Consider the following 14,367-nt stretch of genomic DNA (forward strand, 5'->3'; position numbering starts at 1 on the left):
TACCCGGCAAGGATGTACCGCTCCAGCGTTAAAACACGGTATAATCAACGCATTGAATTTTCCTTTTTCCCGCAGCGCGAGGATCTGACCTGATGCGTACCGTTCTAAATATTCTGAATTTTTTCCTGGGCGGTTTTATCACCACCTTAGGCTGGCTCTTCGCTACGCTGCTCAGCATCGTCTTTATTATTACGCTGCCGCTGACCCGTTCCTGCTGGGAGATAACCAAACTTTCTCTGCTGCCCTACGGCAACGAAGCGGTGCACGTGGATGAACTTAATCCCGGCAAAAAAAACCTGCTGCTGAACACCGGCGGCACGCTGTTGAATATTGTCTGGTTTATCTTCTGCGGCTGGTGGCTGTGCGTGACTCATATCCTGGTCGGCATCGCCCAGTGTATTACGATTATTGGCATCCCTACGGGCATCGCTCATTTTAAAATCGCCGCTATTGCGCTCTGGCCTGTAGGTCGCCGCGTGGTCAGCGTCGAAGTGGCCAGAGCCGCTCGTGAAACTAACGCACGTCGCCGGTTTGACCGCGCATGAGCTTTTCGCTGACGCCGCGCCTGCGCCGCTACGCCTATAACAGCGCTCTGCTCTATAACCTGCGCATCTTCTTTGCGCTGGCGGGCACCGCAGGCGTGCCTCTGTGGCTGGGTCAGATTACCTGGACTATCCCGCTGACGCTGGGCGTGGTGGCGGCTGCGCTGGCCGATCTTGATGATCGCCTTAGCGGCAGATTGCGTAATTTGCTGATTACGCTGGTCTGTTTCTGCGTGGCTTCCGTTTCGGTCGAGCTGCTTTCTCCTTTTCCCTGGCTGTTTATCGTCGGCCTGGCGCTTTCCAGCTGGGGGTTTATTCTGCTCGGCGCGCTTGGCCAGCGTTATGCCACTATCGCTTTCGGCGCCCTGCTGACCGCTATCTATACCCTTCTTGGTCTGGGTCTGTTTCCGGAGTGGTATATGCAGCCGTCACTGCTGCTGCTCGGCGCTGTCTGGTACAACCTGCTGACCTTAATTGGCCATCTGATTTTTCCGGTGCGGCCGCTGCAGGAGAATATCGCCCGCTGTTTCGAAGGGCTGGCGCGCTATCTGGAAGCGAAAGCGGGCCTGTTCGATCCCGATACGGAAGAAAACGATGACGCTTCGCTGATTGAAACCGCGATGACCAATAGCCAGCTGGTCGCCACGCTCAATCAGACGAAAATTTCTATTCAGTCCCGCCTGCGGGGCGATCGCGGACAGCGCAGCACGCGGCGTACGCTGCATTACTACTTCGTCGCGCAGGATATCCACGAGCGCGCCAGCTCTTCCCATGCGCAATATCACGCGCTACGCAAAGAGTATCGCTACAGCGATATTCTGTTCCGCTTTCAGCGCCTGCTGACGATGCAGGCCCGCGCGTGTCAGCAGCTGGCCGACGCTATTTTGCTGCGCGAAGCCTGGCAGCACGATCCGCGTTTTGAGCGCGCTTTTACGCATCTGCAGGCGGCACTGGATCGCTTAACCGCCGCGCAGCCCGCCAGCAGCGAAATCAAAGCCATGCACTATCTACTGCATAACCTGAAAGCGATAGACGCGCAGCTGGCGACTATCGAATCCGAACAGGTTTTTCAGGATAACAGCGATGGCCGTCTCTCCAGTGAAGGTTTGACCGGCTGGGCGGACGTTCGCCTGCGCTTTAGCCGTCATCTGTCGCCGCAGTCGCCGCTTTTCCGCCATGCCGTGCGCATGTCGCTGCTGCTCTGTACCGGCTACGCCTTTATTCAGCTCACCGGACTGGAACACGGTTACTGGATCCTGCTGACCAGCCTTTTCGTCTGCCAGCCCAACTATAACGCCACCAAAAGACGGCTGGCGCTGCGCATCGTTGGGACGGTAGCCGGTATAGCCATCGGTCTGCCGCTGCTCTGGCTGGTACCTTCTGTGGAAGGGCAGCTACTGCTGATCGTGCTTAGCGGCGTGCTGTTTTTTGCTTTCCGGCAGTCGCAGTATGCCAACGCTACGCTCTTTATTACCCTGCTGGTGCTCTGCTGTTTTAATTTGCTTGGCGAAGGCTTTGAAATTGCGCTGCCCCGGATTATCGATACGCTGCTGGGCTGCGGCATAGCCTGGCTGGCCGTCGCCTTTATCTGGCCTGACTGGCGCTTCCGTCAGCTTGCCGCCGTCGCGGAGCGAACCCTTAACGCCAACTGCCGCTATCTGGACGCTATTCTGGTGCAGTACCATCAGGGCAAAGATAATCGTCTGGATTACCGCATCGCCCGGCGCGACGCGCATAACTGCGACGCGGAACTGGCCTCGGTGGTTTCAAATATTTCAGCAGAAAAGAATGCGAGCGGAAGCCTGCGCGAAGACGCGTTTCGCCTGCTGTGCCTGAACCACTCTTTCCTTAGCTATATCTCCGCGCTGGGCGCCCATCGGGAGAAAATTACCCGTCCCGCCATGCTGCAGCTGATGGACGACGCAGTCTGCTACGTTGACGATGTATTGCACGTCGACATTGTCGATGAAGACAAGGCGACCAGGCTGCTGGATAATCTTTCTGTTCGCCTGGCGGCGGCGGAGGCCGCGCCCGACACAAAAGAACCGCTGGTGTTGCAGCAGATGGGTCTGCTGATCGCGCTACTGCCGGAAATCGTCCGGCTGAAAAAAAAGAGGCTGGCCGCTTAGGATTTCTGCTTTTTCGCCTCGCGCCGCAGCGTCTCTTTATACCACTGGCGCAGCTCGGTCTTGACGCTCTCCGGCAGCGCTTCATGATGGCGGCCTGCAATAGCGCCTTCCAGCGCGAACAGCACTTTGATGCTTAAATTATTATTGCAGGCGCGCAGCTTCAACCAGCAGCGGCGAGCGCCCTGCTCTTTCAGCATGGCGATAGTGCTGACACCAACCTGGCGCAGCAGCATCTCCAGACGTATGGTCAGATTAGGCAAATCTTTCAGACGTTGGTTTTGCTGCTGCCGCACGCGTTGCTGCCGGGCGCCTTGCAGGCACAGACGAGAGAGCGCCAGCAGCTGGCCATGCTCATTCCAGAGCGGCTCATCGACGCGGTAGTAGTCCAGCGCGACCGGCATACCTCTTTTAGTAAAGTGCAGAGGCTCCATCTTCCGCTCCACGATATAAGGTTTTACCTGCTCGCAGGCGCGTAGATAAAGTTCGCCTTCCGCAACCAGCGCGAAAACCACACTTTCTACTGCGAGGCTGTAGCCGCCGAACTGGCTGCGGCACTCGATCTCACCCAGCTCGGCAAGCTGGTGCCGGGCTTTTTCAATCTGACTTTTTGAATCACTCATCATGTTCTCCCTGTGGACAGAATTAACCGGTTCTGTAGCTCCATTGTGGGAGGAAAAAGTATGCAATCGGAGTAACAGGTTCAATTAATAATTGTCGTTGCGGGGCGTTACATTGTGATTTTGCGAGACGTTTTCAAAAATTAAGGTTGATCTTTATGCATCGCCCTTATACTGTATATCCATACAGTGACCTGCGAGCGAAGCCGATATGCATACTCATTCCATGAAATCTCACTCTGTTAACAGCCGTTTACCTCAGCCCTGCGCTTCTTCATCCAGCAGCGGAACGACCGGCCTGATCAGCGAACTGATCTACAGCGAGAATCAGCCGGGCATGACGCAGATGCTGTTGCTGCCTCTGCTCCAGCAGTTAGGCATGCAGTCTCGCTGGCAGCTGTGGCTGACGCCGCCGCAGAAGTTGAGCCGCAGCTGGCTGGCGCAGTCGGGACTGCCGCTGGACAAGGTAATGCAGGTGCAGGGCACCGCCATCAATACGCTGGAAGCGATGATTAAAGCGCTGCAAACGGGCAACTACAGTGTGGTGCTCGGCTGGCTGCCGGAAGAACTGACGGCAGAAGATCGTCAGCGTCTGCACGATGCGGCACTCAGCGGCCAGGCATTAGGTCTGATTATGCGGCCGGATCCGGTCGAAATTGTCGCTGCCAGACCCTTTAATGGATTAAAAATTCACTCGAGTTTGTATCATTAAGTAAAAATAAGAGTTTTCTCATCACAAAATTATCCCCCGGGTAGGATAAGCGCCTGATAATGCTATGACCCGGCGGGACAATGGTTTAGCCCCCTTTTTTCCCATTACTTTCCCCTATCCCCCTTAAGCCAAATGTGTAAATTTGTGTGCAAATCCCCGTTTTTTTTCAGGTCGGCTTCACATCTTACTTGTAAGTTTGCTGGTACGTTGTAGACTTTACGTCGCCAGGGTGCTCAATAATCTCCCTTTTTTGGATGAGTCATAATCGAGCGTCATAACCCGGCGAAGGATTAATCAAAGAGCTAATGAAAGCTCATTGCCTATTTGGATGATAACGAGGCGCAAAAATGAAAAAGACAGCTATCGCAATTGCAGTGGCACTGGCTGGCTTCGCTACCGTAGCGCAGGCCGCCCCTAAAGATGACACCTGGTACACCGGTGCGAAACTGGGCTGGTCTCAGTACCACGACACGGGTTACTACGGTAACGGTTATGCAAACAACGACGGTCCAACTCACGAAAGCCAGCTGGGCGCGGGTGCGTTCGGTGGTTACCAGGCTAACCAATACCTGGGCTTCGAGCTGGGTTATGACTGGCTGGGCCGTATGCCTTACAAAGGCAACGTTGTAAACGGCGCGTACAAAGCACAGGGCGTTCAGCTGGCTGCGAAACTGAGCTACCCAATCTATGACGATCTGGACGTGTACACTCGTCTGGGCGGCATGGTATGGCGTGCAGACTCCAAGCAGAACAACAACGGCACCCGCATCAGCGACCACGACACCGGCGTTTCTCCGCTGGCGGCAGTGGGTGTTGAATACGCCGTTACCAAAAACTGGGCTACTCGTCTGGACTACCAGTGGGTTAACAACATCGGTGACGCAAACACCGTTGGCACCCGTCCTGACAACGCTATGCTGAGCGTAGGTGTTTCCTACCGCTTCGGCCAGGATGAAGCGGCTCCAGCACCGGCTCCGGCTCCAGCGCCAGCGCCAGTTGTTGAAACCAAGCGTTTCACCCTGAAATCTGACGTGCTGTTCACCTTCAACAAGGCGACTCTGAAGCCAGAAGGTCAGCAGGCTCTGGATCAGCTGTACACCCAGCTGAGCTCTCTGGATCCTAAAGACGGCAACGTCGTTGTTCTGGGCTTCACCGACCGTATCGGTTCTGACCAGTACAACCAGAAACTGTCTGAGAAACGCGCCCAGTCCGTTGTTGACTACCTCGTTTCTAAAGGCATCCCTTCTAACAAGATCTCTGCACGCGGTATGGGTGAATCTAACCCAGTTACCGGCAACACCTGTGACAGCGTGAAAGGCCGTAACGCCCTGATCGAATGTCTGGGTCCTGACCGTCGCGTAGAAATCCAGGTTAAAGGCATCAAAGACGTGGTAACTCAGCCTCAGGGCTAAGACTTCTCTTTGATAAAAAACCCCGCTTCGGCGGGGTTTTTTGTGGGCGCTAAATATGCTATGCCGGGTTACGCCTGCTGGCGCTCATTCATTCCGGCTTGCCCAGGATAGCCTGTAAATCCTGTTTCAGCAGCGACATCTGGCTGGCATACTTTTCTTTATGCTCCGCATCCTCAATCAGCTGCACAATAGTCTCTGAAAGCGTTACCTGCCGCCGCTGCGCCAGCGCAGCCAGCCGTTGCCATACCAGGTATTCCAGATCGATCGATTTTTTCCGCGTGTGCTGGTGTTCCGCGTTGAAATGGCGTTTGCGGCGCGCGCGAATGCTCTGCTTCATGCGGTTTTCCAGCGTCGGATTGATATGGCGAGCAATCCAGGTCGTAACCTCGCCGGGCCTGTGTTCTAACGCCTGTAGTTCACCGACGGCGGCCTGAGCCGCGCTTCGCTCCAGATAACGCGTGATCGCTTCACCTTCCCGATGTTTTTTCATCAGGTACGTCCATTTCCATCCGCTTTCAAGGTTTTCCAGTTGCTGATATTTCATCGGAATCTCATGCTAAACCTGTAACCTATTTAGAATAACAGCTTTTTTAACATCGCCGTATGGAAAACCAGAGCGAACTCGCAAATGCGGCTTAAGAGGCGGTTAAGGCGATCTCTGCGATGCTTAACAGGCTGAAATCTTGTATAATGCCGCATTACTCATTTCAAGAAAAATACGATAACTTTGATCAACAACCAACTTGAATGGCGCGCCCTGCAGCCCGATACCGACAGCGTTCAGTCGCTTTTCTCCTCGCTTCCTGATGATTGTGATTTCTCTGCGGTACAGCCACGTCTGTTCAGTACGTTGAGTCTGCTGCTGAACAGCCAGGCGAAACTGCCGCTAATGCTGGTTAAAATGCCGGAACATACGGCTTACCAGAGTATGTTGCAAGCTGTCATTTCAGGTTTTGATGATGAAAGCGCGACGCTTTATGGCGGTCATTATCATATCGAAGGCGCGACGGTTAGCTGGCGCCCGGCAACCTCGACGCAGGATAACTTCGCCTCTACAGGCGGCGTACAGAGTGCGGACTGGATTGAAGCAGAGCAGCTTTTTGGCTGTTTCCGTCAGTACAACAATACCTTAACTCTTGAGCCCGGACTGGTGCATAAGGCTAACGGCGGCACCCTGCTGCTTTCCCTGCGCACGCTGCTGGCTCAGCCGCTTCTCTGGCTGCGGCTGAAGCAGATCCTGACCACCGGTCAGTTTAGCTGGCACTCGCCTGACGAGTCGCGTCCGCTACCGATAGCAGTACCGTCAATGCCGATGCATTTCCGCCTGATTCTGACCGGCGAACGCGATGCGCTGGCCGATTTCCAGGAGATGGAGCCGGAGCTGGCGTCGCTGGCCTTCTACACTGAATTTGAAGAGAACATTCAGATAGTGGATGAAGACGCGTTCAGCCTGTGGATTAAGTGGGCGCGACTGGTTGCTGCCGATGCGGAACTGCTGATTGCCGACGATCTCTGGCCTGTCCTGATGCGTGAAGCGGTGCGCTATACCGGCGATCAGGAAACGCTGCCGCTCTGCCCTCTCTGGCTCACCCGCCAGTTTCAGGAAGCGGCCGCCAACAGTGACGAAAACCTGATTACCGGCGAGCATTTGCAGGACGCGCTGGAAAATCGTGAATGGCGCGAAAGTTTCCTTGCCGAGCGCGTGCGTGACGAGATCCTGCTGGATCAGATCCTGATCGAAACCGAAGGTGAAGCGATCGGCCAGATCAACGCCCTGTCGGTCATCGAGTTTCCCGGCCACCCGCGCGCATTTGGCGAACCTTCGCGTATCAGCTGCGTTGTGCACGTTGGCGACGGCGAGTTCAACGATGTGGAACGCAAAGCGGAGCTGGGCGGCAATATCCACGCCAAGGGTATGATGATTATGCAGGCCTGGCTGATCGCCGAGCTGGAGCTGGATCAGCAGCTGCCCTTCTCCGCCTCCGTGGTTTTCGAGCAGTCCTACTCGGAAGTCGACGGCGACAGCGCTTCGCTGGCGGAGCTGTGCGCACTGATTAGCGCGCTGGCGGGACAGCCGATCATCCAGCAGATTGCGGTGACCGGTTCGGTGGATCAGTTCGGCCGCGTTCAGCCGGTCGGCGGCCTGAATGAAAAGATTGAAGGCTTTTTCCACGTCTGTGCTCATCGCACCTTGACCGGCAGCCAGGGCGTTATTATTCCGGCGGCAAATGTGCGACACCTTTGCCTGCAGCAGGAAGTGGTGGATGCGGTGCGGGAAGGGAAATTCCATATCTGGGCGGTCGACAGCGTGCAGGAAGCGCTGCCGTTACTGACTAAAGTTGAATGGGAAAAAGAAGACGCGCCCTGTCTGCTAAGATCGATACAGGAGCGCATCGCGCAGATTAACCAGCAGGAAGGACGGCAGCGTCCCTGGCCGCTGCGCTGGCTGAACTGGTTCAACCAGAGCTAATCGGGCTTGCTCAGCTTACAGCTGTACGCTAACCTTCGTGCTTCATTAAAATAAGGCTTATTGAGAACATGGTAGATAAACGCAAATCCTATAGCAAAGAAGACCTGATTGCCTCTGGTCGCGGCGAACTGTTCGGCGCTGAAGGCCCACCGCTGCCGGCTGGCAACATGCTGATGATGGACCGCGTCATTGAGATGAACGAAGACGGCGGCAATTACGGCAAAGGTTTTGTGGAAGCGGAACTGGATATCAATCCCGACCTGTGGTTCTTTGGCTGTCACTTTATCGGCGATCCGGTCATGCCAGGCTGCCTGGGTCTGGATGCCATGTGGCAGCTGGTCGGCTTCTACCTGGGCTGGCTGGGTGCGGAAGGCAAAGGTCGCGCGCTGGGCGTGGGCGAAGTGAAATTTACTGGTCAGGTTCTGCCAACGGCGAAAAAAGTCTCTTACCGTATCCACTTTAAGCGCGTAATTAACCGCAAGCTGGTGATGGGCGTGGCCGATGGCGAAGTGCTGGTGGACGGCAATGTTATCTATACCGCTACCGATCTGAAAGTGGGTCTGTTCAAAGACACCACCGCTTTTTAAGCGTTCTTAAATACGAAACCTCCGCCCGGGCGGAGGTTTTCCTTTTCAGTAAACAGTGCGGATTACGCAGTAACCGTCCTGTCCTCCATGGCCTGTCGCCAGCCTCCCAACCAGTGAGATCTTGCATCTATCATTTGATAGGGACACATCTCTTTCGGGCGTCCGGTAATACCGGCCTGATAACCTCTGGAATGTGCCCGTTCTAGCCGATCTCGTTTCTGTCTCTTCATCATGCCTGTTGTCCCCTCTTCAGGTCAGGTGGAATCTGGTGGAAAGAAATCAGTGATTGCGTACGCAGCCACAATCTAGTTCTAACGCCATTTTCTCTTAAGATCAACGCGCAAATTTCACGCCAGTGTCATAAACCTGTGGCAGGATAGCGGCGGCATATTGACTGAAAACAGAGTAAAACACCGGATAACCAGCTGTATGACAATAAAAAAAGCCCCGTCTGCGCATGGTGTTGATATGCGCCAGAACGGGGCTTAACTACAACTATTAATTTTTCTAATTACTACGGATAGCGCCAGCGATATCCTGCGCCTCCTGCTGCCATCCCGCCGCCAGCGTTCTGACCAGCGCATCGTAGCCATCTTCATTTTGCGGCAGCGCCAGCGTAAACGAACGTTTGACGATCTCTCCCTGGCGTTCCAGCACCCAGTCGCCGCTAATTACCGCGTGACCATCGTAGCGACCATGAAAGCCGGTGACGTTCACATTCAGCGTTTCCTGCTGCTGGCCCAGTGGTGAAGACGATACCAGCCAGCCAGGCAGCGCTTCGCTCAGGTTAGCTACCAGCGTCTGCTGCAGCTGCTGATCCAGCGGGCTGGCCCAAAGGTTATTGGCGGCAATCACGTATTTTACGTCGCTGGTTTGATACACCAGCCCGTTACCGGACAGATAGTCCGGCACGGAGACGTGCTGTACGAAAACCGCTGGTCGCATAGCATCCGCGCTGCTGGCAACCGCGCCTTTCGCCGCAGAAGGCAGCTGGTAATAAGTCGTGTCCGGCGTGCTGCTACAGGCGCTCAGCGCCAGGGCCAGGGCCACAGGTATCCATCTTTTCATTATTTCGCCCTCTTCGGCTGTGGGTCCTGACCGGGTTTGGCTTCAAACACCAGCGCGTTGCTCTTGTTATTCAACGTTTTCAACACCGGCTGCAGCTCACGCAGTACCTGGTTGAGCTGCTGCATATCGCCGACCAGTTTGCTGTAGGCTGGCGCACCAGGCTGGAAGCCCTTCATACTGGTGTTCAGCTCGCGCAGCGTTTTCTGCAGATCGGCTGGCAGCTCTTTCATCGACTGGCTGCCGGTAATCTGATTGATGTTATCCAGCGTTTTTTGCAGCTCGCGAATAGTGCGCTGGCTCTCTTTCAGCGTGCCGGTCGCCTGATTGATCATCGGATTAAGCGGCAGCGAGTTGATCTTATCCAGCGTATCCATCAGTTTTTGCTGGATCTGCGCCAGTCCGCCGCTGGTCGTCGGGATCAGCTCATAGCCTGCGAAAGAAGCCGGGCCTTTAAACGGTTTGGCATTGCTGTCGAAATCGAGATCGATATAGAGCGAGCCGGTCAGCAGGTTGGCGGATTTCAGCGAGGCGCGCAGTCCGGCTTTTATACCGTCCTTGAGATGCTGCTCAATATCGAAGTCCTTGCCCAGCATACTCTGGAAGCGGTCCGGCTCGATGCGGATCAATACCGGAATGCGATAATCGTTGCCCAGCTGCTGCGCGACTTTGTTCGATTTGAACGGCACTTCGGCTACCGTACCCAGACGGATGCCGCGGAATTCTACCGGCGCGCCCGGCTGCAGGCCGCGAATGGAGTCGCTAAAGAACATCAGGAAATCTTTGTGTACGGTATAGAGCGAATCCTGGATGCTGCGCTGGTCGTCGAACAGCTTATATTCCGCTTTATTTTCCGCCGCCTGGCCCAGCTCCCAACCGTCCGGCACGTCAAAGCTGACGCCGCCGCTAAACAGGGTAGTCAGCGAACCCATCTCAACGCGCATACCCGAAGCGGACATATCCACAGCGATGCCGCTGTCCTTCCAGAAGCGCACGTTGGTGGTGACCAGACGATCGTAAGGCGCGGCGACAAACAGCTGATAGGTCATCATGCGTTTATCCGCGTCAAAGTGGCTGGTTTCAACGGAGCCAACGCGATAGCCACGGAACAGCACGGGATCGCCGGGATTAAGCTGACCCGCTTTCGCGCTGTCGAGCGTAATACGAATACCTTTGGCGTCCGGCGGCGCCAGCGGCGGCGCGTCCAACAGTTTGTACTCTTCCGGCTTCTCGCCTTTGCTGCCGGGCTGCAGTTCGATATAGGAGCCGGAAAGCAGCGTCCCCAGGCCGGTGACGCCTTCGCGGCCGATAGTAGGTTTCACTACCCAGAAGGCGCTGTCCGCCTTCAGCAGTTTCTCCATGCCGGAATTGAGGCGCGCGGTAATTTTGACGTGCAGCAGATCGTCGGTCAGCTCCGCGCTCTCTACCGTGCCAACATCCACACTGCGGCTTTTAATCGCCGTTTTACCGCCTTCAATGCCTTCGGCGTTGGTGGTGATCAGCGTGACCAGCGGCCCCTGATGGCTGAAGTGATATACAAGGATCCACGCGCCAATCAGAACGGTGACGATGGGTATGATCCAGACCGGCGACCAGCGTTTGATGCGATCGACCTTCGCGGTGCCGTGATTATTTTCCTGCAAAGTCTGGTTCCTCACTAGTTTTTGTACTTACCCGATCCCAGGTGAGACGCGGGTCGAAGGTCATGGCGGCGAACATCGTCAGGATGACCACCAGCGCAAACAGCAGCGCGCCCGTCGCGGGATAGATGTTCATCAGCTGGCCCATGCGCACCAGCGCGGAGAGCACGGCGATAACAAAGACGTCAATCATCGACCAGCGGCCGACGAATTCCACTACCTCATAAATTTTATGCATCCTTTCGCTGTCCTGATGCGGCTTGCTTTTACCGTTGGCATCCCAACAGAGCCAGCCGATAGCCACCATTTTCAGCGAAGGGACCATGATGCTGGCGATAAAGATGACCAGCGCCACCGGATAAGAACCTTCGCTCCACAGCAGCACCACGCCGGCCATAATGGTCGAGGTAATCTTATTGCCTAATGATTCGGTAATCATAATCGGCAACAGATTAGCAGGAATATATAAAAGCAGCGAAGTGAGCAGCAGCGCCAGCGTCCACTGCAGGCTGTGCCTGCGGCGAGCGTGGCCTGGCGTGCCGCAGCGCGGACAGTGGAGGCGATCGGCGGCCAGTACGGCCGTGCAGCAACTGCAGGAACGCATCTGCTGCTGCAGCCCGCTGATACCGGGCACCGGTTTGGCCGGCAGCGCCGGTAAAGGGGCGATACGTTGCCACATCCAGCGCCGATCGACGCACTGAAAAGCGCGCACCTGCAGCAGACAGAACAGGCACCATGGAATAAAGCTGCTGCCGATGCCGATATCGCCATAGGCCATCAGCTTCACAAAGCTGACCAGCACGCCGGCCAGGAAAATTTCCGCCATGCCCCAGGTTTTAATCTGGAACAGCACGCGCGCCATCGTTTTTTGCAACGGCGCGGGCAGGTCAACCGAATTGACCAGCAGTAGAATAATGATCATGCAAAGCGCGGGTACGGCCTGCACGAACAGCAGAAACAGCGTCGCCAGACTGCTGTAGTCAACCGAAACCATCACCTGAGGAATGCGCATCAGCGTGATTTCGCTGCTCATCCCCGCGACGTGCATATTGACGAACGGAAACAGATTCGCCAGCACCAGCATAAATAACGCCGCCAGCGCATAGCCGGTTGGCCGCTTGCGCGGCTCATCCCACTGCATCACCAGCGTGGTGTCGCAGCGCGGGCAGCTGGCTTTACTGCCCGGCGTCAGCGGCGGCAACTGTGTCATCAGGTCGCACTGCGGGCAAAGCATCCACTGGTCGGCCTGGTGCGATGAGCACATAGATTACCTCGGGGTTATTGGTTTTTTAGCGATTCCAGATATTCCCAGCGCTCGAATGCCGCTTCCAGCTCCTGCTCCGCGCGTGCAAGCGCGTCCAGCACCGGTTGCGTCGCGTCATGAGGCTGGCTGAAGAAGCTGGCGTCCGCCACTTTCGCCTGCAGCGATGCCAGTTCGCCTTCCAGCTGCTCCATTTTCTGCGGCATCTGCTCCAGCTCGCGCTGCAGGTTATAGCTCATTTTAGCCGCCGGACGCTTCGCCTGTTCGGTTTTTGCTTCCTGGGGCTGAGGCGCGGCCGCTTTGGCGGCGCTGGCGCTGCGGGTCTGTTTGTAGGCTGCCCGCTGCTGCTGCGCGTCGTGATAGCCGCCAACAAAAGCGCCGATCTCGCCGTTGCCTTCGAAAATCCAGCACTCGGTGACCGTGTTGTCGACGAACTGACGATCGTGGCTTACCAGCAGCACCGTACCCTGATAACCGTCCACCAGCTCTTCCAGCAGCTCCAGCGTTTCGACGTCCAGATCGTTGGTTGGTTCATCCAGAATCAGCAGGTTGCTTGGCTTCAGGAACAGACGCGCCAGCAGCAGGCGGTTGCGTTCGCCGCCAGAGAGCGCGCGTACCGGCGTCATGGCGCGTTTCGGATGGAACAGGAAATCCTGCAGATAACCCAGCACATGGCGTGGCTTGCCGTTGACCATCACTTCCTGCTTGCCTTCCGCCAGGTTGTCCATCACGGTGCGATCGGGATCAAGCTCCGCACGGTGCTGATCGAAATAGGCCACTTCCAGTTTGGTGCCGATATGCACACGGCCGCTCTCCGCCTTCAGCTGATCGAGCATCAGCTTCAGCAGCGTGGTTTTACCGCAGCCGTTCGGGCCGATCAGCGCAATTTTATCGCCGCGCTGTACCTGCGCGGAGAAATCGCGCACCAGCTGTTTGCCGCCAACGCTATAGTTGACGTTCTCCAGCTCAAAGACGATTTTGCCGGAGCGGCTCGCTTCGCCGACCTGCATATTGGCTTTGCCCATCACTTCACGGCGTTCGGAACGCTCGCGACGCAAGGCTTTCAACGCGCGAACGCGGCCTTCGTTACGGGTACGACGCGCCTTAATGCCCTGACGGATCCAGACCTCTTCCTGCGCCAGCTTGCGATCGAACTCCGCATTCTGCATCTCTTCCACGCGCAGCGCTTCTTCTTTCCCCAGCAGGAACTGATCGTAGTCGCCCGGCCAGGAGACCAGCTTGCCGCGATCCAGATCGACGATGCGCGTCGCCATATTGCGGATAAATGAGCGGTCGTGCGAAATAAAGATAATGCTGCCCTGGAAGGTTTTCAGGAAGGTTTCCAGCCAGTCGATGGTCTCGATGTCCAGATGGTTGGTCGGCTCATCCAGCATCAGCACGCGTGGATTGCTCACCAGCGCGCGGCCCAGCGCGGCCTTACGCAGCCAGCCACCGGAGAGTGAAGAGAGCGCCGCGTCGCCATCAAGGCCGATCTGCTTCAGGACGTCCTGAATGCGCGTTTCCAGCTGCCACAGATTCTGGTGGTCGAGAATGCTTTGCAGCCGTCCCATCTCGTTCAGGTTTTTCTCGCTGGGATCGGTCATCACCAGATGCGAGATAGCGTGATAGGCTTTCAGATACTCGGCCTGCTCGTTTACGCCCTCGGCCACAAAATCGTAGACCGACCCTTTCACATTGCGCGGCGGATCCTGCTGCAGACGCGCCACAATAAGATCCTGCTCATAAATAATACGCCCGTCGTCCAGCGGCTGCTCGCGGTTGATGATTTTCATCAGCGTCGATTTGCCCGCGCCGTTGCGGCCGACCAGACAGACGCGCTCGCCCTCTTCGATGTGCAGTTCAGTGTTATCCAACAGCGGCGCATCGCTGAATGAGAGGTAAGCGCCATGAATACTGATTAGTGACATAAAA

At 56.2% G+C, this 14,367-nt stretch carries 13 protein-coding genes; 6 read left to right on the forward strand and 7 right to left on the reverse strand.

Going from position 1 to position 14,367, the window contains the following annotated elements; all coding sequences use genetic code 11:
• Positions 1–92 precede the first annotated feature (92 nt).
• Together MKZ79_RS07655 and yccS are read left to right on the forward strand one after the other, a co-directional pair.
• Positions 93–545 carry a YccF domain-containing protein gene (locus MKZ79_RS07655; protein ID WP_336141016.1) on the forward strand — a complete coding sequence of 151 codons (453 nt, stop codon included), beginning with the start codon at positions 93–95 and terminating at the stop codon, positions 543–545.
• Positions 542–2,671 (forward strand): YccS family putative transporter, encoded by a 2,130-nt coding sequence (gene yccS, locus MKZ79_RS07660; protein ID WP_336141018.1) that lies wholly within the window; start codon positions 542–544, stop codon positions 2,669–2,671. Before MKZ79_RS07655 ends, yccS begins: the two co-directional genes overlap by 4 nt.
• On the opposite strand, the gene MKZ79_RS07665 is transcribed toward yccS, so the two are convergent.
• A complete protein-coding gene (locus MKZ79_RS07665) occupies positions 2,668–3,291 on the reverse strand; it encodes a TfoX/Sxy family DNA transformation protein (protein WP_336141019.1) in 624 nt (207 codons plus the stop codon). The genes yccS and MKZ79_RS07665 overlap by 4 nt on opposite strands.
• A gap of 208 nt (positions 3,292–3,499) precedes the next feature.
• Here MKZ79_RS07665 and sulA point away from each other — a divergent pair, with 208 nt between their 5' ends.
• Both sulA and ompA read left to right on the forward strand, forming a co-directional pair.
• Entirely contained in the window at positions 3,500–4,000 is a 501-nt protein-coding gene (gene sulA / locus MKZ79_RS07670; protein WP_336141020.1) for an SOS-induced cell division inhibitor SulA, read from the forward strand.
• A gap of 347 nt (positions 4,001–4,347) precedes the next feature.
• Positions 4,348–5,412: a porin OmpA gene (gene ompA, locus MKZ79_RS07675; RefSeq protein WP_336141021.1), complete on the forward strand. Its 1,065-nt coding sequence runs from the start codon at positions 4,348–4,350 to the stop codon at positions 5,410–5,412.
• A gap of 88 nt (positions 5,413–5,500) precedes the next feature.
• Here ompA and matP read toward each other — a convergent pair whose 3' ends face one another.
• Positions 5,501–5,956 carry a macrodomain Ter protein MatP gene (gene matP / locus MKZ79_RS07680; protein WP_336141022.1) on the reverse strand — a complete coding sequence of 152 codons (456 nt, stop codon included), beginning with the start codon at positions 5,954–5,956 and terminating at the stop codon, positions 5,501–5,503.
• Positions 5,957–6,139: 183 nt separating this feature from the next.
• Here matP and MKZ79_RS07685 point away from each other — a divergent pair, with 183 nt between their 5' ends.
• Positions 6,140–7,882 carry a Lon protease family protein gene (locus tag MKZ79_RS07685; RefSeq protein WP_336141024.1) on the forward strand — a complete coding sequence of 581 codons (1,743 nt, stop codon included), beginning with the start codon at positions 6,140–6,142 and terminating at the stop codon, positions 7,880–7,882.
• A gap of 68 nt (positions 7,883–7,950) precedes the next feature.
• Positions 7,951–8,469: a bifunctional 3-hydroxydecanoyl-ACP dehydratase/trans-2-decenoyl-ACP isomerase gene (gene fabA, locus MKZ79_RS07690; RefSeq protein WP_336141025.1), complete on the forward strand. Its 519-nt coding sequence runs from the start codon at positions 7,951–7,953 to the stop codon at positions 8,467–8,469.
• Between the two features lie 62 nt (positions 8,470–8,531).
• Here the strand turns inward: fabA and rmf are convergent, their stop codons facing one another.
• From rmf to MKZ79_RS07715, 5 genes are all read right to left on the reverse strand, one after another.
• The gene (rmf, locus tag MKZ79_RS07695) at positions 8,532–8,699 is read right to left on the reverse strand and encodes a ribosome modulation factor (RefSeq protein ID WP_125288886.1); all 168 of its coding nucleotides are present in this window, start codon (positions 8,697–8,699) and stop codon (positions 8,532–8,534) included.
• Positions 8,700–8,976: 277 nt separating this feature from the next.
• Entirely contained in the window at positions 8,977–9,537 is a 561-nt protein-coding gene (pqiC, locus tag MKZ79_RS07700) for a membrane integrity-associated transporter subunit PqiC (RefSeq protein ID WP_336141026.1), read from the reverse strand.
• Positions 9,537–11,177, reverse strand: a complete 1,641-nt coding sequence (pqiB, locus tag MKZ79_RS07705; RefSeq protein WP_336141027.1) for an intermembrane transport protein PqiB — start codon at positions 11,175–11,177, stop codon at positions 9,537–9,539. The genes pqiC and pqiB overlap by 1 nt, the downstream gene beginning before the upstream one ends.
• Positions 11,164–12,438: a membrane integrity-associated transporter subunit PqiA gene (pqiA, locus tag MKZ79_RS07710; RefSeq protein ID WP_336141028.1), complete on the reverse strand. Its 1,275-nt coding sequence runs from the start codon at positions 12,436–12,438 to the stop codon at positions 11,164–11,166. Before pqiA ends, pqiB begins: the two co-directional genes overlap by 14 nt.
• A 14-nt stretch (positions 12,439–12,452) precedes the next feature.
• Positions 12,453–14,363 (reverse strand): ABC transporter ATP-binding protein, encoded by a 1,911-nt coding sequence (locus MKZ79_RS07715; protein ID WP_336141029.1) that lies wholly within the window; start codon positions 14,361–14,363, stop codon positions 12,453–12,455.
• Positions 14,364–14,367: the final 4 nt, after the last annotated feature.

It is taken from the genome of Erwinia sp. CGal63 (assembly GCF_037026505.1).
Lineage (GTDB): Bacteria > Pseudomonadota > Gammaproteobacteria > Enterobacterales > Enterobacteriaceae > Erwinia.

Coding starts and splice junctions, on each gene's coding strand:
- MKZ79_RS07655 (WP_336141016.1), top strand. CDS start 93: ATGCGTACCGTTCTAAATATTCTGAATTTTTTCCTGGGCGGTTTTATC.
- yccS (WP_336141018.1), top strand. CDS start 542: ATGAGCTTTTCGCTGACGCCGCGCCTGCGCCGCTACGCCTATAACAGC.
- MKZ79_RS07665 (WP_336141019.1), bottom strand. CDS start 3,291: ATGAGTGATTCAAAAAGTCAGATTGAAAAAGCCCGGCACCAGCTTGCC.
- sulA (WP_336141020.1), top strand. CDS start 3,500: ATGCATACTCATTCCATGAAATCTCACTCTGTTAACAGCCGTTTACCT.
- ompA (WP_336141021.1), top strand. CDS start 4,348: ATGAAAAAGACAGCTATCGCAATTGCAGTGGCACTGGCTGGCTTCGCT.
- matP (WP_336141022.1), bottom strand. CDS start 5,956: ATGAAATATCAGCAACTGGAAAACCTTGAAAGCGGATGGAAATGGACG.
- fabA (WP_336141025.1), top strand. CDS start 7,951: ATGGTAGATAAACGCAAATCCTATAGCAAAGAAGACCTGATTGCCTCT.
- rmf (WP_125288886.1), bottom strand. CDS start 8,699: ATGAAGAGACAGAAACGAGATCGGCTAGAACGGGCACATTCCAGAGGT.
- pqiC (WP_336141026.1), bottom strand. CDS start 9,537: ATGAAAAGATGGATACCTGTGGCCCTGGCCCTGGCGCTGAGCGCCTGT.
- pqiA (WP_336141028.1), bottom strand. CDS start 12,438: ATGTGCTCATCGCACCAGGCCGACCAGTGGATGCTTTGCCCGCAGTGC.
- MKZ79_RS07715 (WP_336141029.1), bottom strand. CDS start 14,363: ATGTCACTAATCAGTATTCATGGCGCTTACCTCTCATTCAGCGATGCG.